The organism is Sphingomonas sp. GW822-FHT03G08 (assembly GCF_058801135.1).
Window position 1 is genome coordinate 975505 of sequence record NZ_JBXAMZ010000002.1, and the last position, 20990, is coordinate 996494.

Below are 20990 nucleotides of genomic sequence, written 5' to 3' on the forward strand. Positions count from 1 at the left end.
GCTGATGTTCCCGGAGGATGTTGTCGCGTCGCCTTTGCTCCTGCCGGTGCAGCGGCATGGCTATCGTGCGCAGGATTGGCGGACGCGGTCGATCGGGCTCGGTGGTGCGCTTGCCGTGCCGGCGGCGATGCTCGCGCTTGCCGTGCTGCGCTGGGCGACACCTGCGACGATCCCGGCGCGGCCGGCACCGATGATGGTGGAGCTGCTGCCGCTCGCCGCGCCGCCCGAACCGGTTCGCGAAGTGCCGGAAGGGCGGGTGCAGGAGGAACGCAAGGCGCGCAGGATGGTCGAGCCCGTGCGCCCCGAGCCGCCCAGGGTGATCGTGCCCCACCTGCTCACCCAGCCGACCGCGCCGGCGCCGCCGGTCGAGCCCGCGCCCAATGCCGATCCGGTGCCCGAGACGACCGCGCCCAAATCGACGCCCGCGCCGTCGGCCCCGCGCATGTCCAGCGATGCGCCGGCGAGCTGGGAGGCGCGGCTGCTCGCGCATCTCGAGAAATATCGCCGCTATCCGGCATCGGCCCGGGCGCGGCGCGAGCAGGGCGTCGCCTATGTGCGCTTCCGGATGAACCGGGCAGGGCGGGTGCTCGACGCGGCGCTGCTCCGTTCGTCGGGCAATGCCGCGCTCGATCGCGCCGCGATGGAGACGATCCGCCGCGCCCAGCCGCTGCCGGCGATCCCCGAGGACCGGGCGGACGAGCTGCAGCTCTCGGTTCCCGTGGAGTTCACCGTCCGCTGATCGGGCGATGCCGGGTAGGAGCGCGAGCGGGCAGGGCGAAGACGGTCAGACCGCACCGCACCCGACCAGGGCAAGCCGCCCGGCAGGTGACGATCCGCCTGCCCGAGGGCCGCACGCTCCGTATTCTTCGTGCCGGGGCAGGCGAAACGAAGATGACCCGATTGGCGAGCTCAGGGCGCCACCGGCGCATCCAGCGGCAAGCCGGCATGTTCGTAGCCGCGGCGGAAATCGGCCATATGCCGCTCCATCCATAGCCGGGCGGTAGCCAGGTCGCGCGCCCTGAGCGCGGCGACGATCTCGCGATGCGCCTCGAGGATGCGCCAGGGCGAGCGATCGCGCGTCCTCGGATGCGTGAACAGCCGGTCGAGCGAGGGGTAGAAAAGCAGCGACACCGGTTCGCGGGACATCAGCAGCACGCGGTTGCCGGTGGCCTGGGCGATCAGCGCATGGAACTCGACGTCGAGCGCCGAGATAGATTCGCCGCGCTCCAGCGCCTCGCCCATGGCCGCGGCATTGGCTTCCAGCGCCTCGACCAGTGTATCGTCGATCCGCCCCTCGAGCAGGTCCATCGCCAGCAGTTCGAGCTGCATCGCGACTTCCCAGATCTCGCGGAACGAGACCTGCTGCATCATCAGCGCGCGCGAGCTTTGCGAGGCGAGCGCGTCATGCTTCGGCCGCGTGACGTGCAGCCGCCGCCCGGCATCGCGCTTCACCAGGCCGCTTTGCTCGAGCGCACGCATGCCCTCGCGCACCGTGTGGCGCGTCACGCCGAACTTCTCCGCCAGTTCGGTTTCGGTCGGCAGCGGCTGGCCCGGTGCCAGTTCGCCGCTGAGGATCGCCTCCTCCAGCGCCTGCTGCACCGCCTGATAGGCACGCGCGATCGTGAGCTTGCCAAGTGCCATCAGAATCCCTTTGTCCAACAATCCAACATTTGATAGGTCGCAGCCCAACGCTGCCAATGGGAGGGGTGCTTTGCAAGTCGAGGTCGAACGGCGGGACAAGGTTGCGCTGCTGCGCTTCTCCAATCCGCCGGTGAACACCCAGTCGGTTGCCGGGGTGGGGGTGATCGCCGCGGCGTTTGCCGCGCTGGTGACGGACCCGGCAGTGGCCGCGATCGTCGTCAGCGGCGGGCCGAAGATCTTCAGTGCGGGCGCGCAGATCACCGAGTTCGATGGCGATCCGTCGAAGATCGATGCCAATCGCGCGATGATCGAGGCGATCGAGGCCTCGCCCAAGCCTGTGGTCGCGGCGATCAACGGCGTCTGCATGGGCGGCGGGCTCGAACTGGCGCTGGCCTGCCACTATCGGGTCAGCGCCGGAAACGCCCGGATCGGGCTGACCGAAGTGACGCTCGGTGTGCTGCCCGGTGGCGGCGGTACCCAGCGGCTGCCGCGCCTGATCGGGGCGAAGGCAGGGCTCGAGCTGATGCTGAGCGGGCGTGTGCTCGACGGTGCCCAGGCCAAGGCGGCAGGCGTGGTCGATGATGTGGTGACGGGAGATGCCGAGGCGGCGGCGCTCGCCCTGGCGGAGCCGGTGCCGGCGGTGCGCCGCACCGGCGAGATGCCGGCACCGGGTGACCTTGCCGAGGCACTGGCCGCTGCCAGGCCGCGCTCGCTGGCCCAGCGGCGGATCGTCGAATGCGTAGCGGCGATCGGGACGCATGATTTCGTCGCCGGACTGCGGGTCGAGGCGGATCTGTTCAGCGAGTTGCTGGGCTCGGAGGAGTCACGCGGATTGCGGCACGCCTTCTTTGGCCGCCGGATTGCCGCGCGCGTGCCCGGGCTGGGTGAGGCGAAACCGGGGAAGATCGGGCAGGTCGCGGTGATCGGCGGCGGGTTGATGGGCACCGGCATCGCGTTGGCACTGCTCAATGCGGGGCTGAAGATAGTGCTGGTCGAGCCGCGTGCCGAGGCGCTCGACAGGGCGCGCGCAACGATCGCCAAAGCCATCCTGCGCGAGGTCGAGAAGGGGCGGATCGGGGCGGATGTCGCCGATGCCCGTCTGGCTGCCCTCACCGCCGCATCGGAGATCGACGCGGCTGCCGGTGCCGACCTGCTGATCGAGGCGGTGTTCGAGGACATGGAGGTGAAGCGCCAGGTGTTCGAGGGCATGGAGCGGGTTGCCCGGACGGACGCGATCCTTGCGAGCAACACCTCGACGCTCGACCTCGATGCAATCGCCGGCTTCACGGCCACGCCGGAGCGGGTGGTGGGGCTGCACTTCTTCTCGCCCGCCAATGTGATGAAGCTGCTGGAAGTGGTGCGCGGCGCGAAAACCGCGCCCGAGACGCTGGCGACGGCAATGGCGTTCGGCAAGGCTATCGGCAAGAGCCCGGTGGCGGTCGGCGTTTGCGACGGGTTCGTCGGCAACCGGATGTTCGAGGAATATCTCCGCCAGGCCTGGTACCTGCTCGAGGAAGGTGCGCTGCCGGGCCAGCTGGACGGTGCGCTCAAGCGCTGGGGCATGGCGATGGGGCCGGTCGCGGTGATGGACCTAGCCGGGCAGGATATCGGCTGGAGCATCCGCAAGCGCCGCGCGGTGGACCAGCCCGACCGGCCCTATTCGAAGATCCCCGATCTGGTCTGTGAACTCGGGCGGTTCGGGCAGAAGACCGGGGCGGGCTTCTATCGCTATCCGGATGGACGCACCGCCGAGCCAGACCCGGAGATCGACGCGCTGATCCTTGCTGAATCCGCGCGGCTGGGCATCGAGCGGCGCGAGATCGGCGACGAAGAGATCGTCGAGCGCTGCATCTATGCCCTGGTCAATGAAGGCGCGAAAATCCTCGGCGAGAGGATAGCCTGGCGCGCGGTCGATATCGATGTCGTCTATCTCGACGGCTATGGCTTCCCCGGCGAGCGCGGCGGGCCGATGTATCTCGCCGACCGGATCGGCTTGCCCCGAGTGCTGGAACGCATCGAACAATTCGCCGCCGGTCCGCAGGGCTGGGCCTGGGCGCCGGCGCCTCTGCTTGTCGAACTCGCGGCTTCGGGGCGCACCTTCGCGTCGCTCGATGCGGCCACTCTCTGAAAGGAAAATAGGATGGGGATCGATCTCTCGACCCGCGTGGCGATCGTCACCGGTGCCGGCGGCGGGCTGGGCGCGGCGCATGCGATCGCATTGGCGAAGCGCGGCGCGAAGGTGGTCGTTGCCGACATGAACGGCGATGCGGCCCGCGCCGTCTGCGCGCGGATCGAGGCCGAGGGCGGCGAGGCGATGGCGGTGGCGGTGAGCGTCACCGATTTCGCCGGCGTCCAGGCTATGTGCGAGGATACGCTGGCGCGCTGGGGCCGGATCGATATCCTCGTCAACAATGCGGGCATCCTGCGCGACAAGAGCTTCGCCAAGATGGATCTGGACGATTTCCGGCTGGTGCTCGACGTCCACCTGATGGGCTCGGTCCACTGCACCAAGGCGGTGTGGGACACGATGCGCGCCCAGAATTACGGGCGGATCATCTTCACCACCTCGTCCTCGGGCCTCTACGGCAATTTCGGCCAGGCGAATTACGGCGCTGCCAAGATGGCACTGGTCGGGCTGATGCAGACCCTGGCAATCGAGGGCGAGCGTTACGGTATCCGGGTCAACAGCCTGGCGCCGAGCGCGGCGACGGGGATGACCAACGGGCTCTATTCGGAAGAGATGCTGGCGGGGCTCGACGCATCGCTGGTGAGCCCGGCGGTAGTGGCGCTGGCGGCCGAGGACGCCCCCAACCGCGCGATCCTGCTGGCCGGCGCCGGCAGCTTCGAGCAGGCGCATGTCAGCATGACGCGGGGGCTGTTCCTCGGCGATGGCGCGGGGGTGGCCGACACGCTGCTCGATCGGCTGGAAGCCGTCGGCGACCGGGCAGGGGAAGTGATCCCGGCCCGCGGCGAGGAACAATATCAGTATGAGATGTCGGCGCGCGCCGCCAGCATGGAGCGCGCATGACTGCCGAGGTCTTCATCGTCGCTGCGCGGCGCACCGCGATCGGCACCTTTGGCGGGGCGCTCGGGGCCGAGACGCCTGGCAATCTCGCTGCCACGGTCACGCGGGCGGCGCTCGATGCCGCGGGCGTGGCACCGGAGGCGGTGGGCCATGTCGTGTTCGGCCAGGTGATCCCGACCGCGCCGCGTGACGCCTATCTGGCCCGCGTGGCCGGTATCGAGGCGGGTATCCCCAAGGAAGTGCCGGCGCTTACCGTCAACCGGCTATGCGGTTCGGGCGTGCAGGCGATCGTGTCGGCGGCGCAGATGCTGATGCTCGGGGATGCCGAGATCGCGGTGGCCGGCGGTGCCGAGGTGATGAGCCGCGCGCCTTATTATGCACCGGCCACCCGCTGGGGGCAGAAGATGGGCGATGCTACTCTGGTCGATGGCCTCAACGGCGCGCTGACCGATCCGTTCGGCGGCGGCCTGATGGGCGTGACCGCCGAGAATGTCGCCGAGCGCCACGGCATCGATCGGGCCCGCCAGGACGCCTATGCTGCGGAGAGCCATGCCCGTGCAGTACGAGCGATCGCGGAAGGGCGGTTCGACGGACAGATCGTGCCGATCGAGGTGAAGGCGGGGCGCGCAACCAGGGTCTTTGATGTCGACGAGCATGTCCGGGCGGACGCCAATGCGGCCGATCTCGCGAAGCTGCGCACGATCTTCAAGGCGGACGGCAGCGTGACCGCCGGCAACGCCTCGGGGATCAACGACGGTGCCGCTGCCGTCGTGCTGGCGAGCGAGAAGGCCGTGGCCGAGCACGGACTGACGCCGATGGCGCGGATCGTCGCCTATGGCCATGCCGGGGTCGATCCGGATTACATGGGCATGGGCCCGGTGCCGGCGACCCGGGCGGCGCTGGCCCGGGCAGGGCTGTCGGTCGCGGACATGGACGTGATCGAATCGAACGAGGCGTTCGCGGCACAGGCCTGTGCGGTTTCCGATGCGCTCGGTTTCGACCCCGCCAAGGTGAACCCCAATGGCAGCGGCATTTCGCTCGGCCATCCCGTGGGAGCAACGGGTGCGATCATCGTGACCAAGCTGGTCCATGAACTGGCGCGTGTGGGCGGGCGCTATGGCCTCGCGACGATGTGCATCGGCGGCGGTCAGGGCATCGCGCTGGTGGTGGAGCGGGTCTGAGGTAGCCGTCATCCCGGCGAAAGCCGGGATGACGTATCGGTTCTAGCAGCCGCTATACGCAGCCCGCAGCTGCAGCTTGTCGATCTTCCCGGTCGAGCCGCGCGGCATGCTCGGTACCCGCACCACTGCGTCGGGAATCCACCAGGAAGCGACTTGGCCGCGCAGGGCGCCGAGCAGGTCCTGGTCGCTGATCTCCTGGTCCTCGCGCAGTTCGACGAGCAGCAGCGGCCGCTCGCCCCATTTGACGTCGCTGCGGCCGATCACCGCCGCCAGGCTGACCTGGGGCAGGGCGCAGACCACGGCTTCGATCTCGGCCGGGTTGATCCATTCGCCGCCCGACTTGATCAGGTCCTTGGCGCGGCCGGTGATGATCAGGTTGCCGGCGCGATCGATCTTCGCCAGGTCGCCGGTATCGAACCAGCCCTCGGCGGTGGTGGCCGGCCTGTCCTGGCCGAAATAGCGTTCGATCACTGCGGCACCGCGCACGTGCAGGCGTCCCTCGACATCGCGCTGTTCGGGGAGCGGGCTGCCGGCCTCGTCCATCAGCAGCAGGTCCATGCCCAGCGCCGGGCGACCAGAGATCAGCGCATCTCGCGTGGGGGCGCTGAGCACGCCGAACGTGCCGACCGGTGACAGCTCGGTCATGCCCCAGCTGGTCTGAACGGGGATGCCGAGCTGACCCTCGATCCGCTCCATCAGCGCGGGCGGCATCGGCGCGCCGCCGACAAGGATGCGCTTGAGCGAGGGCAGGCTGGTGCCGGTCGCGTCGAGATGATCGCACAGGCCGAGCCAGACGGTGGGCACGCCCACCGCGATGGTGACTTCCTCGGCGGCGATCAGCCGGGCGAGGCTGGCGCCGTCGAGATGACGGCCGGGCAGCACCAGCCTGGCGCCCGCTGCCGGCACCGCAAAGGGCAGGCCCCAGGCATTGGCGTGGAACATCGGCACCACCGGCATCACCACGTCCTGGCTGGTGATGCCAGAGACATCGGCCTGGAGCAGGCGCAGCGTGTGCATGAAGCTGGAGCGGTGGGTGTAGGTCACGCCCTTGGGGGCGCCGGTCGAGCCGGAGGTGAAGCAGAGGCCGCTCGGCGCCTTCTCCTCGAAATCGCCCCAGGCAAAGCCCTCGCCGGCGGTGTCGAGCAGCGGCTCGAGCTGGGCGATCGCCGCGCTGCCATGGATCTGGGGCGTGAACTCGCCATCGATCACGAAGACCTGCCCGACACCGGGCGCTTCGTCGAGGATCCTGAGCGCCAGGGGCATCAGGTCGGCGCTGACGATCAGGATGCGCGCGCCCGACTGGCCGAGCATCCAGGCGAGCTGCGGGGCGGTGAGGCGCGGGTTGAGCGTGTGGCACACCGCGCCCATGCCCATGATCGCGAACCAGCTCTCGACATGCGACTGGCTGTTCCAGGCCAACGTGGCGACGCGGTCCCCCTTTCGCACGCCGAGGCCGGCGAGCAACGACGAGACCTTGCGGGCGCGCCGGTCGAGTTCGGCATAGCTGGCATGGGCGATCGCACCGCCCTCGCCGGCGGTGGCGACCTGCACATCGGGGTGCCATTTCGCTGCGTGCTCGACGATCCGGTCGAGGGTCAGCGGGAAGTCCTGCATGCTGCCGTCGATCACTTGCAGGCCTCCGCGGCCGGGGCAAGCGGCGGGGCGATCACCCCGACATTCCAGTTCCAGGGCTGGGTCCCCGCGGCCCGGCGGCGGCAGAAGACCTGATCGTGCAGCGCATATTCGGCCGGCTTTAGGTCGGCGGCGACCTCCGGCTTGTCGGTGAAGTGCATATAGGCGGCTCGTGCATTGTGGGATGGCCAGGCAGGATGGCCCGAAGCGGTGGGAGCGCCGGTACGGGCGAAGCTCGCCCAGTAATCGACCATCGCGTCGGAAAGCGCGCGCTCGGCCGGCATATCGGGGATCTTGGGCCAGAGCGCAGTCACCCGGTCGATCGTGCCGAACATGAAAGGCACTTCGCTGGCGTGGAAGGCGTGGATGCCGGCAGCGTCCGAGGACGGCATGTGGTGGTCGAAATAGTAGAGATAGGCCGGCTGGCCGGCCCGCGCCTGCTCGCGGACCAGCTTCTGCGAGTTCCAGGCGAAGAAGCCGTCGCGCGCGGCGGCGAGCATGTTCGCGCCGATCGCGTCCGAGGGGTAGAGGCGGAGGAACGCGTCGGCGAGTGGGCCATAGCCGGCGCGGATCTTCGCTTCGTAGGTCGCGGGCGTGAAGGTCGATGCCTCGGGCAGGCCCGGCAGGATCGATTTCATCGTGCTGATCTCGCCGGCGGTGAAGCCGGTCATCAGCGGCACCTTCGCCTGTTCGCCGCGCTCGAAGCTGTCGAGGAGCTGCCGGGTGATGACCGTGCCGTCGACGATCGCTGTCGAGGCGAAGCCGGCCTTCACGGCGCGGGCGGCGAGATCGGGGGCGGGGATCGCCCGCAGCTCCGCCACCGTCCTTGCGCCGATCGCGCCGGCATAATGCTCGCCAAGCGTCTCGGCGGAGGGAACGCCGTGCGCCATCGTCTTCAGCTCGGGGATGTTCATCAGCGACGCGCTCTGGACGATCGCCTTGCCGAACAGCCCTTGCGCCTGGGGCGATACCAGCAGGTGCAGGATGGCGAGGCCGCCCGCCGATTCCCCGGCGATGGTGACATTGCCGGGATCGCCGCCGAACGCGCCGATATTGGCCCTCACCCATTTCAGCGCGGCGATCTGGTCCATCACGCCGTAATTGCCCGAGCTGCCGTCGGGCGATTCCGCGCTCAGCCCCGGGTGCGCGAAATAGCCGAAGATGCCGAGCCGGTAGTTGATCGAGACGACGATCACCCCGCGTTTCGCCAGCCGGGCGCCATCGAACATCGCCTGTTGCGACGAACCGCGCACCAGGTTGCCGCCATGGATCCACACGAATACCGGCGCCTTCTTCGCGCGTGCCGGTGCCCAGATGTTGAGCGAGAGGCAATCCTCGCTCATCGCCGGATAGACCTCGGCATAGATGCTGCTGGGCGGCGCGGGCGGCTGCTGACAGGCCGCGCCGAACGCCGTGGCGTTGCGCACCCCGGTCCAGGCGGGCACTGCCACCGGCGGCTTCCAGCGCCGCTCGCCCACCGGCGCCAGCGCATAGGGTATGCCCTTGAAGACCTTCTGCCCGTCGACCTCGATGCCGCGGACGCTGCCCGCGGGTGCCTTGACGATCGACTGGGCGTCAGCCTGACCGGCGCCGACAAGCGCCAGGCCGAGCGCCGCAAAGCGGTGCGCTATCCCCATCTCACTCTCCTGAAATGCGTGTGTGCAGGGTCGGCGTTCAGCCGATCACCTTGTTCAGCCGCAGCCAGAGCTGCTGGTCGAAATCCTTGTCGCCCGCGGCGGCGCCGGTGCGCACCACCACGAGCTTCCTGCTGGGCACGACGAACAAGCGGCGGTTGAAGGCGCCGAGGGCGGCGACCGTGTCGGCAGGGGCGGCGGCGATCAGCGGGCCGTCCTTCCGGTTGCCCATCGCGCCCATCATGTAGTCGCCGCCGTTCAGCCACCAGAGACGACCATAGGCGGGGTTGGTCGGTGAGCGCTCGAACATCCGTTTCAGGCTCGCCTCGGAGACGACACGCTTGCCGTCGTTCGACACGCCGTTGTGCAGGATCATCAGCCCGAACAATGCGGTATCGCGCGGGGTGGTGACCAGGCCGGTATCGTTGCCGATGCTGGCCAGCGCCGCGGGGCGCTTGCGCCAGGCGGTGTTTGCCATGCCGGCGGGCCCTGTCAGCCAGTCCCGCGTGATCGTCTCAAGCGGTTGCCGGGCCGCCGCCGCGACGATGCGCTTGGAGACCGCGTAGACCGGGGTGTTGTAGAAGAACTTCGTGCCGGCCGGAGCCTCGTAGCCGAACTTCTCGTCCAGGCCCGAGGCCATGTGCAGCACGTCGATCACGCGGATCTTCGCTTCCTGCTCGGGCGTCGCCCTGGACCAGCCGGCACCGATATAGTCGGAGACGGGCTTCTCGACGTCGATCAACCCCTTGTCGATCGCCACCGCGATCAGCACCGAGACGAAGCTCTTCTGCTGCGAGGCGACATCCTCGAGCAGCGCGCCGTCGCCGGCCTTGCCATAGACGAAGAGCGGGAACTGGCGATCGCCTTCGGGCGCCGGGAAGTTCTTCTCCACCAGCACCTTGCCATCCTGGATTACCAGGAAGCCGGTGGTGTTCTGATTGCGGAGATAGTCGAGCAGGCTGGTCATCGCCGCGTTGCCCGCACTTGCCGGAACGATAGGGCCGGGGCGGGCGGGGGCGGCGGCGGGCGCGATCGTCACACCGGCCATGGCCGCCGCGAGCAACATCAGCTTGGCGTGCGATCGTGCCTTCATCGTCATCTCCTGTTCGCGGCTGCGCGCTTCTTCTTTATCGGGGGAGCAGGGGCGGTCAGCGGCGTGACCTCGCGGACCCGGGGCCCGCGCGCGAGCATGATCCGGGCGACTTCGCCCTGCATGAAATAGAGGATGTCGCGGGCTGCCTGGCTCGCCTTGTCGGCGTCGCGCGCGATCAGCGCGGCGCGCACCTGGCGCCAATACTCATACGGGCCGGGGCCATTGGCGTTGATCGCCAGCGCGACATAGGAAAAGTGGAAGCGCGTCTTGCGCCGTACCATGTCGATCATCTTCTGCGCATCGGCGCTCGCCGATTCCGCCATCTCGCTGAAGATTGCTTCCGAGATCTCGATGATCTGCTCGCCCGGCGTCCCGGCGGCGGCGTCGCTCAGCAACCGGTCGATATTGACCAGCATGTGTCGGATCGCGGTATCGGAGGCACGCAGGCAGGCGAAGCGCGCGGCAAGGCCGTAGAGCGCGGCGCGGATCTCATAGAGATCAAACACTTCCTCCACCGTGGTGGCGGAAACACGGGCTCCGCGATTCTCCTCGATCTCGAGCAGCCCGTCGTCGGCAAGGGTGCGTAGCGCACGGCGAACGATCGAGCGGCCGACGCCGAACTCGCTGCACAGCGGCGCTTCGCGCAGCCATTCGCCCGGGGCAAGCTCGCTCCGCTGGATCCGAAGCCGCAGCGCTTGTGCCAGATCGTCGGCGGTCGAAATGGAACGCGCTTCCGCTGCGTCCGTCGACTCCGGCAATGCTGCTGATTCGTGATTGTCGGTCAAAGACTTGCCCTCTCGCGGGTTGGTTGCGCCATCGCAGTGCTTACCAATCCCGCACGGTCATTTCTATTGCGGCTGCCGGACTGTAGCAAGAGATTTGTCGAACCATAAATCAAAGATTGTCGTACAATCCTGTTGACTCGGTCTCACGATCGACGGATGAAAAGCTAGGCGCAGCAAAAATGCGCGCCATGGGAGGATGCATGCGAGATTTCCTTGCCACCACGGCAACCCTTGCGCTCGTCGTGGCCACGCCGGCCCTGGCGCAGACCACGACCGCCACCGCCACCACCACTGACGCCAGCCAGGAAGCTTCCGCGCCGCAGGACGCGCCTGCCGCGAGCGAAGAGAAGCGCAATGACGACATCATCGTCACGGCGCGCCGCCGCGAGGAAAGCATCCGCGACGTGCCGGGCACGATCAACGCGGTGACCGGCGACCAGCTTGATGCCAAGGGCCCGATCGCGGGCAGCGGCGATCTGCTCAGCACCACGCCGGGTGTCCGCTTCAACGATGTCGCCAGCGAGAACCTTGCCGAAGTCTCGATCCGCGGTTCGGGCACTGCGCGCGCCACCGGCGCGGATTCGGGCGTCGGCCTGTTCGTCAACGGCGCCTATGTCGGCAGCTCGACGCTGGGCGGCCGCAATTTCAAGGCGCTCGACTATTTCGACATCGAACGGGTGGAATCGCTGCAGGGCCCGCAAGGCGCGCTCTATGGCCGCAATTCCGAATTCGGCGTGGTCAATATCGTCCTGGCCAAGCCCAAGTTCGAAAGCTCGGGCTGGGCGCGTGGCATGTACACCTTCGGGCTCGACCAGAAGCGCGTCGCCGCGGTGATGAACGAAGCGCTGAGCGACACGGTCGCGGTCCGCGTCGGCGGGGAGATCTACGGCCAGACCGGGGGCTTCTACTACGATCCCAACCACAAGAAATATTATGACAGCACCCGCGGCTGGAACGGCCGCGCCCAGCTGCGCTATCGCTCGGGCAATCTCGACGTGAACCTGATGGTCGACGGGCAGGACCTGAAGCTGCCGAGCTTCGTCAACAGCCTGGTCATCGCGCCCGGCACCAACACCGCGGTGCCGCTCGGCTATTATCAGTCGCGCTACACTCTGCCGCACGACGGCAAGGACGGGCTGATGCAGAAGGTCGGCCGGGTGATGCTCAACGCCAGCTATGATTTCGGCTGGGCCAAGCTCGAATCGACGACGATGGCGACGCGGTGGCGCTCGAGCCAATATTATGGCGCCGCGATCGACTATGCGACGCTGGTTGCAATGCGCCAGCAGGGCCAGCTGGGCATCTATCCCTTTACCCAGGTCCACACCAATGTCGTCGATCGCACGCTCTATCAGGATCTCCACCTCACCGGCTCCGGTGCGGGCGGCAAGCTGACCTGGATCGTTGGCGCCGAGGGCTTGTACCAGAACGATGATTACCGCCTGGCGATCAACAGCTCGCCCTGCGCGTTCAATACCGTCACCCAGGGTATCTGCACCGGCACGCCGACCGCGAAAGTCTGCCTGAAGCCGCTGCCGAACTCGGCCAATTGCCCGGCCAATTATCCGCTGGTGTTCGGCACCGACAGCAACACGCAGCAGCGCATCTACTCGTTCGCGGCCTATGCCTCGCTTGGCTATCAGTTCGGCAATTTCTCGCTGAACGGCGAAGCGCGCATCTCGCACGACTACAAGACCGCGACGCAATATATCTACGCGCTCTACACCACCAACTATACGCGCCTGCCGACCACCTTCGTCTACAAGGCGGAGCAGCCGGCCTTCACGGCGACGGCGAGCTACAAGATTCCGGGGCCGACCAGCACCCTGATCTATGCCAAGGTCGGTTCGGGCTATCGCGCGGGCGGCGTCAACAACGGCACCTATAATGCCGCGGCGCCCAATCCCTTCCAGTATACCTATGGCAACGAGACGACGATCGGCTACGAAGCCGGGGTCAAGTCGACGATCACGCGCGGCGTGTTCGTCCGCGTCGCCGCCTATCTGCAGCGGACCAAGGATGCGATCACCAGCATCAACGATGGCTGCACGCTGACCAATGCCTGCCTCCAGGGTGGCCAGCAGTTCAACGTCAATGGCGGCACGATCGAGGCCAGGGGCCTGGAAGCGGCGCTCGACGGGCGCTGGCGCCTGGCCGGCGGCATGTTCTCGCTCGGGCTGAACGCCGCGACCCAGCACGCCACCTTCGTCAAGGTTCCGGCCGGGGTCACCGGCCTGCCGACGCTGGACAGCTCGGTGGCGCAGATCCCCGATTGGACGATGTCGGCGAGCGTCGACTATCGCCACCCGATCAGCGACAAGTCGAACGTGTTCGTCAATTTCAACTATCAGGGCCAGCGCGGCGGCATCCAGGATACGGTGACAGCGACCACGCCTGCCATCTACATGACCGATTTCGACCTGTTCGGCGCCCGCGCGGGCTTCAACTTCAACAAGGTCCAGTTCGCGGCGTTCGTCCGCAACATCACCGATCGCCAGATCCAGGTGCTCAAGTTCATGTCGGCGGGCTATCCGCTCTCGGTGCGCTACAACAAGCCGCGCACCATCGGCGTGAGCATGTCCACCCGCTGGTAAGGATCCGGGGGGCGGCTCCTTTTTCCATCTCCGCCTTCTTCCTGCCGCCGGCTTCGCTTCCTCTTTCGCGAAGCCGGCGGCCCTCTGTTTCAAGCGCCAGCCGGGAGAGCCGATTTGGCAACACAGCAAGATACCGCCGCGAAGCCCAGCCTGCGCATCGCCGCGATGGCGTCCGCCGGCGCCGCGATCGAATGGTATGATTTCTTCATCTACGGCACCGCGGCCGCGCTGGTCTTTCCCAAGCTGTTCTTCCCGGCGGATCTGCCGCCCTTCATCGCCCAGATCGCGGCCTTCTCGACCTTCGCGGTGGGTTTCCTCGCCCGGCCGCTCGGCGGCATGGTCTTCGGCCATTTCGGCGATCTCTACGGCCGCAAGCGCGCGCTGGTCGCCGCGATGTTCATCATGGGCCTGGCGACCACGCTGATCGGCCTGCTCCCCAGCTATGCGAGCTGGGGCGTGGCCGCGCCGCTGCTGCTGGTCGCGCTGCGCTTCGTCCAGGGGCTCGCGGTCGGCGGCCAGTGGGGCGGGGCGGCGCTGATGGCGATCGAGAATGCGCCGGCGCACCGGCAGGGCTTCTACTCCAGCTTCGTCCAGGTCGGCGTGCCGCTGGGGGTGGTCCTCGCCAACACCGTGTTCCTGATCGCCAGCACGCTGATCGACCCTGCCAGCTTCGCGTCCTGGGGCTGGCGGATCGGTTTCCTGCTCAGCATCTCGCTGATCTTCGTCGGCATCGCCATGCACCGCACCGTCGCCGAGCCGGAGGAGGTGGTGTCGCGGGAAGATTCTCCGGTATCGCCGCTCTGGACGGTGCTGCGCGAGCACGGCCTCACCGTGCTGATCGCCGGCGGCGCGTTCATCGCCAACAATGTCTGCTTCTACATCGCGATCACCTATGCGGTGGCATATGGCACCGCGACTGTCGGCGTCTCCCGCGAGACGATGCTGCTCGCGGTGATGGTCGGCAGCCTGGTGATGATGCCCGCGCTGATCGCCTGCGGCGCGCTGTCCGATCGCTTCGGGCGCAAGGGCATCTTCGTGTGCGGCGCGCTGCTCTCGGGCATCTGGGCCTTTGCCGTCTTCCCGCTGATCGAGAGCGGCTCGCCGCTCGGCATCGTGGCGGCGATCACGGTCGCGCTGATCTTCGTCAGCATGATGTACGGTCCCCAGGCCGCCCTGTTCGCCGAGCTCTTCCCGAAGGAGGTGCGCTATTCGGGCGCCTCGCTCGGCTACCAGATCGGCACGGTGGCCGGCGGCGGCTTCGCTCCGATCATCGCCACGGCCTTGCTCGCCCATTACGGGACGAGCATGCCGATCTCGATCTATCTGGCCGCGACCTGCGCGATCTCGCTGGTCTGCGTGCTGATGCTGGGAAGGAAACGCCATGCCTAGTCGTCGAGGATTCCTGGCCGCCGGTGCCGCATTGCCGGCCGGTGCCGCACTCGCCAGGGGAAGCCAGGACCCGAGTGCCCGGGTAGCGGCCGACCTCGACAAATATATCGGTTTCGGGAGCAAGCAGGCCGGCGGCCCGGGCGACAACGCCTGCGGCGCCTGGCTGAGCGGCGAGATCGCGCAGCTCGGGTTCGCGGTCGAGCAGCAGCCGGTATCGGTGCCCTGGTTCGAGCCCGTGCGCAGCGAATTGCTGTGCGGAGATGCCAGGGCGGGCGTCTGGCCGCAGCCGATCGTGGTGCCGACCGGGCCGGAGGGGGCGAGCGGTCCGCTGGTGCGGATCGACGGGGCAGGGCGGCCGGCGGGTTCGCTTGCCGGTGCGATCGCACTGCTCGACCTGCCCTTCGCCCGCTATTCCACCGCCGTCGCCAAGCCGATCCGCGTGCCCATCGAGGCTGCATTCGCGGCTGGAGCCGTGGCGGTGGTGGTGATCACCAATGGGCCGACCGGCAAGGTGATCGCGCTCAATGCCGATGGTCGCAAGCCGATGTTCGCCGGACCGGTGGCGCTGCTCGCGCCCGCCGACGCAGGGCCGTTTCTCGCCGCGGCGATCCGGGGGGACAGGGCGACCCTGATCGTCACCGGCAGGTGCGGGCGCCGCCAGGCCGGCAATTTCATCGGCAGGCTGGATCGGGGCAGGAAGCGCTGGATCGTCGTCTCCACGCCGCGTTCGGGCTGGTATGGCTGTGCCGGCGAGCGGGGCGGGGGCGTCGCCGCGTGGCTGTGGCTGGCGCGCTGGGCGAGCAAGGCGGTGGCCAACCACAACCTCGCCTTCATCTGCAACAGCGGTCATGAATATGAGAATCTCGGCGCCGCCGAAGCGCTCAAGGCGACTGCGCCCAGGCCCGAGGACACGCATTTCTGGCTGCATCTCGGCGCCAATGTCGCCTCGCAGGACTGGCACGACCTGACCGGCCAGGTGCTGCCGGGCATCGACACCCAGCGCTATCTCTCGGTCACCCCGGGGCTGTTGCCGCTCGCGCGCGAGATATTCGCAGGGCATGTCGGTCTGGAAGCGCCCTATTCGAGCGAGACGATCTCGGCGGGCGAGCAGATCGAGATCCTCGCCGCGGGGTATCGCAATGTCGCGGCCGTGTTCGGCCTCCATCGCTACCACCATGTCGCCGGCGACGATCGCCGCTGCATCTCGCCCGCGAATGTCGCCACGACCGCGCAGGCGTTCCAGCGTCTTCTGGAACGGGCCGCAGCGCGCAGCGGAGGCTAGAGGAGCCGCGGCAAGAGGCATGCCGTCGTCCTTGCCAGGCGCGCGAACGCGTGCGCTCACGACGCCGATCGGATCGGCACCTGAAACAAAGCCTGGGATGAAGAATGGCAGGGGCGCTCGGATTCGAACCGAGGGCCTTCGGTTTTGGAGACCGACGCTCTAACCAGCTGAGCTACGCCCCTGTGCGGACCGCGCATCTAGCGCGCGAAAGGGAAGGGAGCAAGGGCTAGCTTGGATTTGTTGCAAGCGGCGGGAAAGTTTGGGGAAAACCGGAATTCCCGAAGCGTCCGGTGCGCGATCCCGGTGCCGAAGGCCCGGCTTTCGCGGGATCGCGCACCGCGGAGCAGCCATGGGAAGCGCGACGACGGCGGCGCGCATCCGCCGGCCGTCGCCGCATCCTTGCTGCAGGGCAGGGGGCTAGTGATTGTCGCGCGGCAGCCCCATGGTCTGGGCGATGCGCTGGAACTGCTCCGACCCTTCCAGGATCGCGCCGGTATCCAGCTGGCCCACCAGCGTGCGCTGGATCTGCTGCCAGGGCGTCTGCGCCGCGGGATAGGGATAGCCGCCCTCCGCCTCGAGCGCGGCGCGGCGCTCCGCCAGTTCCTCCGGCGGGACCAGCATCTCGGCGGTGCAGCGGCCCAGGTCGATGCGCACCCGGTCCCCGGTCCGCAGCAGCGCGAGGCCACCCATCGCCGCCGCTTCGGGCGCGGCATTGAGGATCGAGGGCGAGGCGGACGTGCCCGACTGGCGGCCGTCGCCGATGCAGGGCAGGGCATGGATGCCGGCGCGGATCAGATAGGCCGGCGGGCGCATGTTCACCACCTCGGCCGCGCCCGGATAGCCGATCGGCCCGGCCCCGCGCATCACCAGCAGGCTGTGTTCGGTGATGCCCAGCGCCGGATCGTCGATCCGGGCATGATAGTCTTCCGGCCCGTCGAACACGACGACCGGCCCCTCGAACGCATTGGGGTCCTGCGGATTCGAGAGATAGCGCCCGCGGAATTCCTCGCCGATCACGCTGGTCTTCATGATCGCGGCGTCGAACAGGTTGCCGCGCAGCACGAGGAAGCCCGAGGCTTCGGAAAGCGGACGGTCGAACGGCCGGATCACCGCCTCGTCCTCGATCTCGGCGGCGCGGCAATTCTCGCCGATTGTCTTGCCGTTGACGGTAAGCGCGCTCTCCGTGATCAGGCCGCGGCTGATGAGCTGCGCCACCACGGCGGGAACGCCGCCCGCGCGATAATAGTCCTCGCCCAGATATTCGCCGGCCGGCTGCAGGTTCACCAGCAGCGGCACGTCATGGCCATGTTCCTGCCAGTCGGCGATATCGAGCGAGACGCCGATATGGCGGGCGATCGCGTTGAGATGGATCGGCGCGTTGGTCGATCCGCCGATCGCCGAATTGACCACGATCGCGTTGAGGAACGCCTCGCGGGTCAGGATGTCGGAGGGCTTCAGGTCCTCGGCGACCATCTCCACGATGCGCTTGCCGGTGTGGTAGGCGGCTTCCTGCCGGTCGCGATAGGGGGCGGGGATGGCGGCGCTGCCCGGCAGCATCATGCCCAGCGCCTCGGCCAGGCTGTTCATCGTCGTCGCCGTGCCCATCGTGTTGCAATAGCCGGTCGAGGGCGCCGACGAGCTCACCAGCTTGATGAAGCCTTCATCGTCGATCTCGCCGGCGGCCAGCATCTCGCGCGCCTTCCACACGATCGTGCCCGATCCGGTGCGCTCGCCGCGATGCCAGCCATTCAGCATCGGCCCGACCGATAGCGCGATCGCCGGGATGTTCACCGTCGCCGCCGCCATCAGGCAGGCAGGCGTGGTCTTGTCGCATCCGGTGGTGAGCACCACGCCGTCGATCGGATAGCCATAGAGCAGCTCGACCAGGCCCAGATAGGCAAGATTGCGGTCCAGCCCCGCGGTCGGTCGCTTGCCGGTCTCCTGGATCGGGTGCACCGGGAATTCGAGCGCGATGCCGCCCGCCTCGCGGATGCCTTCGCGGATGCGCTCCGCCAGCACCAGGTGGTGGCGGTTGCACGGGCTCAGGTCCGATCCGGTCTGGGCGATGCCGATCACCGGCTTGCCCGAGCGCAGTTCCTTCAGGCTCAGTCCGAAGTTGAGATAGCGCTCGAGGTAGAGAGCGGTCATGTCGATATTCTCGGAATTGTCGAACCAGGCGCGGCTGCGCAGCTTGGGGAACGCGGAATCGGTCATCGGTAAGCCTTGTGTGCGTGCTCAATCCCGGCCCGAAGGCGCGGGGGTCGAGAAACGATAGAGGATCGGGTTGTGATAGGTCTGGCCGGGATCGAGCCGGGCGGAGCCGAATGCCGGCGGGTTCGGCGTGTCGGGAAACAGCTGCGGCGCGAGCGCGATGCCATGGGCGTTAGACAGAGTTATTGCCTCGACCGCGCGCCCGTCCGACAGGGTGCCCAAGGCCTTGCGCTCCGCGGTGGCGGCATGCGCCACGCCCGGCATGGCCAGGGGAAGCGCCAGTGCGAGCGCGATGATCGGCTTCATTGCTCTCTCCGTCGGGCATATTCGCGATATGCGGCGCCATCGGTTGTTGACGCCCGATTGGCTAATCAATACTCCGACTAGAAAGCAAAGAGCAACCCGCGCCGGACAGGGCGGCATGAGAGGAATGAGAGCCATGGCATTGCCGCCGGGATCAACCGCGACCGTTGCGCATAACGACGTGGCGGGTGCGCCGCGCTACGGTCCGGCGCTTACGCTGCTCGCCTCGCTCTTCTTCATGTGGGGCTTCATCAGTGTCATCAACGGCACGCTGCTGCCGCACCTGCGCAGTGTGTTCGCGCTCAGCTATTTCGAGACCGGCCTGATCGAATCGGTATGGTTCATCGGCTATCTCCTGGCCTCGATCCCCGCGGCCAGGCTGATCGAGCGGATCGGCTATCAGCGCGCGCTCACCACGGGTCTCGCGGTGATGACGATCGGCTCGCTGGGCATGATCCTCGCCGCCTGGCAGGTCTCCTACTGGATCACCATTGCCTCGCTGTTCATCGTGTCGTGCGGGATCGCGCTGCTGCAGGTCGCGGCGAACCCCTATGTCGCGGTGATCGGCCCGCCCGAGAGTGCTGAATCCCGCCTCACCTTGGTGCAGGCGTTCAACACCACCGGTGACGTTCTGGCGATCCTGTTCGGCAAGTATTTGATCCTCGCGCGCACCACCGGCGGCACCACCGCGCAGGGCACCGAGCTCACCCACGCCCAGCGCATGGCCGACGCGCAGGCGACGGAATTGCCCTATCTGATCGTGGCGATCGTGCTCGCGATCCTCGCCTTCCTGATCGCGCGGGCAAAGCTCCCGGCGCTCGGCGCCGCCACCCGGCGTGTCTCGGCCGAGGAGCGCCGCAGCCTGTCGCTCTTCCGCCACCGCAACCTCATTCTCGGTTGTGTCGGCATCGCGCTCTGCGTGCTCGCCGAGATCGGCGTCGGCAGCTATTTCATCAACTTCGTGTCGCAGCCCAGCGTCGCAAACCTCACCCAGGAGCATGCCGCCACCTATCTCACCCTGTTCTGGGGCGGGATGATGGTCGGCCGCTTCCTCGGCGCCGGGCTGATGCGCAAGATCGCGCCGGAGCGCGTGCTGGCGCTGTTCGCGCTGATCGCGATGGGCGGCTCGCTGGTCGCCGTGTTCGTGCCGGGGCCGGTGGCGATGTATGGCCTGATCACGGTCGGGCTGGGCATTTCGATCATGTTCCCGGCGATCTTCGCGCTGGCGATCCGCGGGCTCGGGCCGCTGACGGAGGAGGGTTCCGGGCTCCTCATCATGTCGATCGCGGGCGGCGCACTGGCCTCGATCCAGGGCAAGATCGCCGACGGCTATGGCCTGCACTGGGGCTTTCTCGTCACCGCCGCGTGCAGCCTCTATGTGCTCTTCTACGCGCTATGGGGCTCGCGCCCCACGCCGAGGGCCTGAGCCGGGCACGGGCTTACATCGCCGAGCGTGTATCCTCGAGCGCCAGGTCGACCAGCGTGCGCATCGCCTGGCTGGCCGCATCCGCATCGCCCGCGACGATCGCGTCGAACACGCGGGCATGGTCGGGCAGCGGGTCGCGGGGCAGGGCGCGGGCGCGCTGCTTGAACTGGGTCGTCCAGTTCACCGCCGCGCCGATGCTCGCGCTCAGCGCGATCAGGGTGCTGTTGTGCGTCGCCTGGAGCAGCGCGTCGTGGAAGTCGCGGTCGGCGGCGCGGCCGGCTTCGGTCGCCAGCGTGTAGCGGCGCATCTTGGTCAGCGCGTCCTTCATCGCCTTGATGTCGGCCTTGTCGCGGCGCTCGGCCGCCAGGCGCGCGGCATTGGGCTCCACGATCGCGCGAAGCTCGAACAGGTCGCGGACGAAGTCGAGATCGGGCTCGCCCGAAAAGGCCCAGGCCAGCACGGCGGGGTCGAGCATGTTCCAGCGGCTGCGCGGCAGGACGCGCGTCCCGGCCTTGGGGCGGCTTTCGACCAGCCCCTTGGCCGTGAGCACCTGCACCGCTTCGCGATAGGCGCTGCGCGACACGTCGAGCGCCTCGGCGTTGGCGACTTCGCCGGTCAGCCGTTCGCCGGGGGCGATCCGTCCGGAGACGATCGCGGTGCCGAGATAGTGGGCGACTGCACCCCGCAGGCGGCGGCCGGAACCCTTGGGAGACGGCGTCAATTGCACCGCGGAAGCCGCCGCGGGCGCTTGGGCCTCCTCCTCCTTCGATGCCATCCGGCGCATGCTCCCTTGT

16 protein-coding genes and 1 tRNA gene are annotated in these 20990 nt (G+C 68.0%); 8 read left to right on the plus strand and 9 right to left on the minus strand.

Going from position 1 to position 20990, the window contains the following annotated elements:
• Positions 1 to 4: 4 nt before the first annotated feature.
• Positions 5 to 739 (plus strand): energy transducer TonB family protein, encoded by a 735-nt coding sequence (locus AC1RJ5_RS21650; RefSeq protein WP_493115836.1) that lies wholly within the window; start codon positions 5 to 7, stop codon positions 737 to 739.
• Positions 740 to 909: 170 nt separating this feature from the next.
• On the opposite strand, the gene AC1RJ5_RS21655 is transcribed toward AC1RJ5_RS21650, so the two are convergent.
• On the minus strand, positions 910 to 1641 hold the full coding sequence (locus AC1RJ5_RS21655) for a FadR/GntR family transcriptional regulator (RefSeq protein ID WP_342249893.1): 732 nt from the start codon (positions 1639 to 1641) through the stop codon (positions 910 to 912).
• A 70-nt stretch (positions 1642 to 1711) separates the two neighbouring features.
• Between AC1RJ5_RS21655 and AC1RJ5_RS21660 the strand changes: the two genes are divergently transcribed.
• The 3 genes from AC1RJ5_RS21660 to bktB are packed head-to-tail and all read left to right on the plus strand — an operon-like array spanning position 1712 to position 5847.
• On the plus strand, positions 1712 to 3769 hold the full coding sequence (locus AC1RJ5_RS21660) for a 3-hydroxyacyl-CoA dehydrogenase NAD-binding domain-containing protein (protein ID WP_493115661.1): 2058 nt from the start codon (positions 1712 to 1714) through the stop codon (positions 3767 to 3769).
• A 12-nt stretch (positions 3770 to 3781) separates the two neighbouring features.
• A complete protein-coding gene (locus tag AC1RJ5_RS21665) occupies positions 3782 to 4669 on the plus strand; it encodes an SDR family NAD(P)-dependent oxidoreductase (RefSeq protein WP_493115663.1) in 888 nt (295 codons plus the stop codon).
• Positions 4666 to 5847, plus strand: a complete 1182-nt coding sequence (bktB, locus tag AC1RJ5_RS21670) for a beta-ketothiolase BktB (protein WP_493115665.1) — start codon at positions 4666 to 4668, stop codon at positions 5845 to 5847. The genes AC1RJ5_RS21665 and bktB overlap by 4 nt, the downstream gene beginning before the upstream one ends.
• Positions 5848 to 5889: 42 nt before the next feature.
• Here the strand turns inward: bktB and AC1RJ5_RS21675 are convergent, their stop codons facing one another.
• The 4 genes from AC1RJ5_RS21675 to AC1RJ5_RS21690 are packed head-to-tail and all read right to left on the minus strand — an operon-like array spanning position 5890 to position 10964.
• A complete protein-coding gene (locus AC1RJ5_RS21675) occupies positions 5890 to 7476 on the minus strand; it encodes a long-chain-fatty-acid--CoA ligase (RefSeq protein ID WP_493115667.1) in 1587 nt (528 codons plus the stop codon).
• Entirely contained in the window at positions 7473 to 9116 is a 1644-nt protein-coding gene (locus tag AC1RJ5_RS21680) for a carboxylesterase/lipase family protein (protein WP_269575914.1), read from the minus strand. The genes AC1RJ5_RS21675 and AC1RJ5_RS21680 overlap by 4 nt, the downstream gene beginning before the upstream one ends.
• Before the next feature lie 37 nt (positions 9117 to 9153).
• Entirely contained in the window at positions 9154 to 10206 is a 1053-nt protein-coding gene (locus AC1RJ5_RS21685) for a serine hydrolase domain-containing protein (RefSeq protein ID WP_493115669.1), read from the minus strand.
• 2 nt (positions 10207 to 10208) lie between these two features.
• Complete coding sequence (locus tag AC1RJ5_RS21690; protein ID WP_269575912.1) at positions 10209 to 10964, minus strand: GntR family transcriptional regulator; 756 nt, start codon at positions 10962 to 10964, stop codon at positions 10209 to 10211.
• Between the two features lie 227 nt (positions 10965 to 11191).
• Between AC1RJ5_RS21690 and AC1RJ5_RS21695 the strand changes: the two genes are divergently transcribed.
• The 3 genes from AC1RJ5_RS21695 to AC1RJ5_RS21705 all read left to right on the plus strand — a co-directional run bounded on the left by AC1RJ5_RS21695 (position 11192) and on the right by AC1RJ5_RS21705 (position 16256).
• Entirely contained in the window at positions 11192 to 13585 is a 2394-nt protein-coding gene (locus AC1RJ5_RS21695; protein WP_269575911.1) for a TonB-dependent receptor, read from the plus strand.
• 114 nt (positions 13586 to 13699) lie between these two features.
• Complete coding sequence (locus AC1RJ5_RS21700; protein ID WP_493115672.1) at positions 13700 to 14974, plus strand: MFS transporter; 1275 nt, start codon at positions 13700 to 13702, stop codon at positions 14972 to 14974.
• Positions 14967 to 16256: a hypothetical protein gene (locus AC1RJ5_RS21705; protein ID WP_493115674.1), complete on the plus strand. Its 1290-nt coding sequence runs from the start codon at positions 14967 to 14969 to the stop codon at positions 16254 to 16256. The genes AC1RJ5_RS21700 and AC1RJ5_RS21705 overlap by 8 nt, the downstream gene beginning before the upstream one ends.
• A gap of 105 nt (positions 16257 to 16361) precedes the next feature.
• Here AC1RJ5_RS21705 and AC1RJ5_RS21710 read toward each other — a convergent pair.
• From AC1RJ5_RS21710 to AC1RJ5_RS21720, 3 genes are all read right to left on the minus strand, one after another.
• Positions 16362 to 16438: transfer RNA gene (locus tag AC1RJ5_RS21710), tRNA-Trp, on the minus strand.
• A gap of 235 nt (positions 16439 to 16673) precedes the next feature.
• Positions 16674 to 18470 carry an IlvD/Edd family dehydratase gene (locus AC1RJ5_RS21715; RefSeq protein WP_493115676.1) on the minus strand — a complete coding sequence of 599 codons (1797 nt, stop codon included), beginning with the start codon at positions 18468 to 18470 and terminating at the stop codon, positions 16674 to 16676.
• A gap of 21 nt (positions 18471 to 18491) precedes the next feature.
• The gene (locus AC1RJ5_RS21720; protein ID WP_493115678.1) at positions 18492 to 18773 is read right to left on the minus strand and encodes a hypothetical protein; all 282 of its coding nucleotides are present in this window, start codon (positions 18771 to 18773) and stop codon (positions 18492 to 18494) included.
• A gap of 133 nt (positions 18774 to 18906) precedes the next feature.
• Here AC1RJ5_RS21720 and AC1RJ5_RS21725 point away from each other — a divergent pair, with 133 nt between their 5' ends.
• The gene (locus AC1RJ5_RS21725) at positions 18907 to 20196 is read left to right on the plus strand and encodes a sugar MFS transporter (RefSeq protein ID WP_342250604.1); all 1290 of its coding nucleotides are present in this window, start codon (positions 18907 to 18909) and stop codon (positions 20194 to 20196) included.
• A 13-nt stretch (positions 20197 to 20209) separates the two neighbouring features.
• Here AC1RJ5_RS21725 and AC1RJ5_RS21730 read toward each other — a convergent pair whose 3' ends face one another.
• A complete protein-coding gene (locus AC1RJ5_RS21730) occupies positions 20210 to 20971 on the minus strand; it encodes a FadR/GntR family transcriptional regulator (RefSeq protein WP_342250603.1) in 762 nt (253 codons plus the stop codon).
• Between the last annotated feature and the right edge of the window lie 19 nt (positions 20972 to 20990).

Bases quoted from the DNA above. Each gene is read 5' to 3' on its own strand.
- AC1RJ5_RS21680 (WP_269575914.1), bottom strand. From the start codon at position 9,116: ATGGGGATAGCGCACCGCTTTGCGGCGCTCGGCCTGGCGCTTGTCGGC.
- AC1RJ5_RS21650 (WP_493115836.1), top strand. From the start codon at position 5: ATGTTCCCGGAGGATGTTGTCGCGTCGCCTTTGCTCCTGCCGGTGCAG.
- AC1RJ5_RS21665 (WP_493115663.1), top strand. From the start codon at position 3,782: ATGGGGATCGATCTCTCGACCCGCGTGGCGATCGTCACCGGTGCCGGC.
- AC1RJ5_RS21725 (WP_342250604.1), top strand. From the start codon at position 18,907: ATGGCATTGCCGCCGGGATCAACCGCGACCGTTGCGCATAACGACGTG.
- AC1RJ5_RS21720 (WP_493115678.1), bottom strand. From the start codon at position 18,773: ATGAAGCCGATCATCGCGCTCGCACTGGCGCTTCCCCTGGCCATGCCG.
- AC1RJ5_RS21695 (WP_269575911.1), top strand. From the start codon at position 11,192: ATGCGAGATTTCCTTGCCACCACGGCAACCCTTGCGCTCGTCGTGGCC.
- AC1RJ5_RS21685 (WP_493115669.1), bottom strand. From the start codon at position 10,206: ATGAAGGCACGATCGCACGCCAAGCTGATGTTGCTCGCGGCGGCCATG.
- AC1RJ5_RS21655 (WP_342249893.1), bottom strand. From the start codon at position 1,641: ATGGCACTTGGCAAGCTCACGATCGCGCGTGCCTATCAGGCGGTGCAG.
- AC1RJ5_RS21730 (WP_342250603.1), bottom strand. From the start codon at position 20,971: ATGGCATCGAAGGAGGAGGAGGCCCAAGCGCCCGCGGCGGCTTCCGCG.
- AC1RJ5_RS21705 (WP_493115674.1), top strand. From the start codon at position 14,967: ATGCCTAGTCGTCGAGGATTCCTGGCCGCCGGTGCCGCATTGCCGGCC.
- AC1RJ5_RS21715 (WP_493115676.1), bottom strand. From the start codon at position 18,470: ATGACCGATTCCGCGTTCCCCAAGCTGCGCAGCCGCGCCTGGTTCGAC.
- bktB (WP_493115665.1), top strand. From the start codon at position 4,666: ATGACTGCCGAGGTCTTCATCGTCGCTGCGCGGCGCACCGCGATCGGC.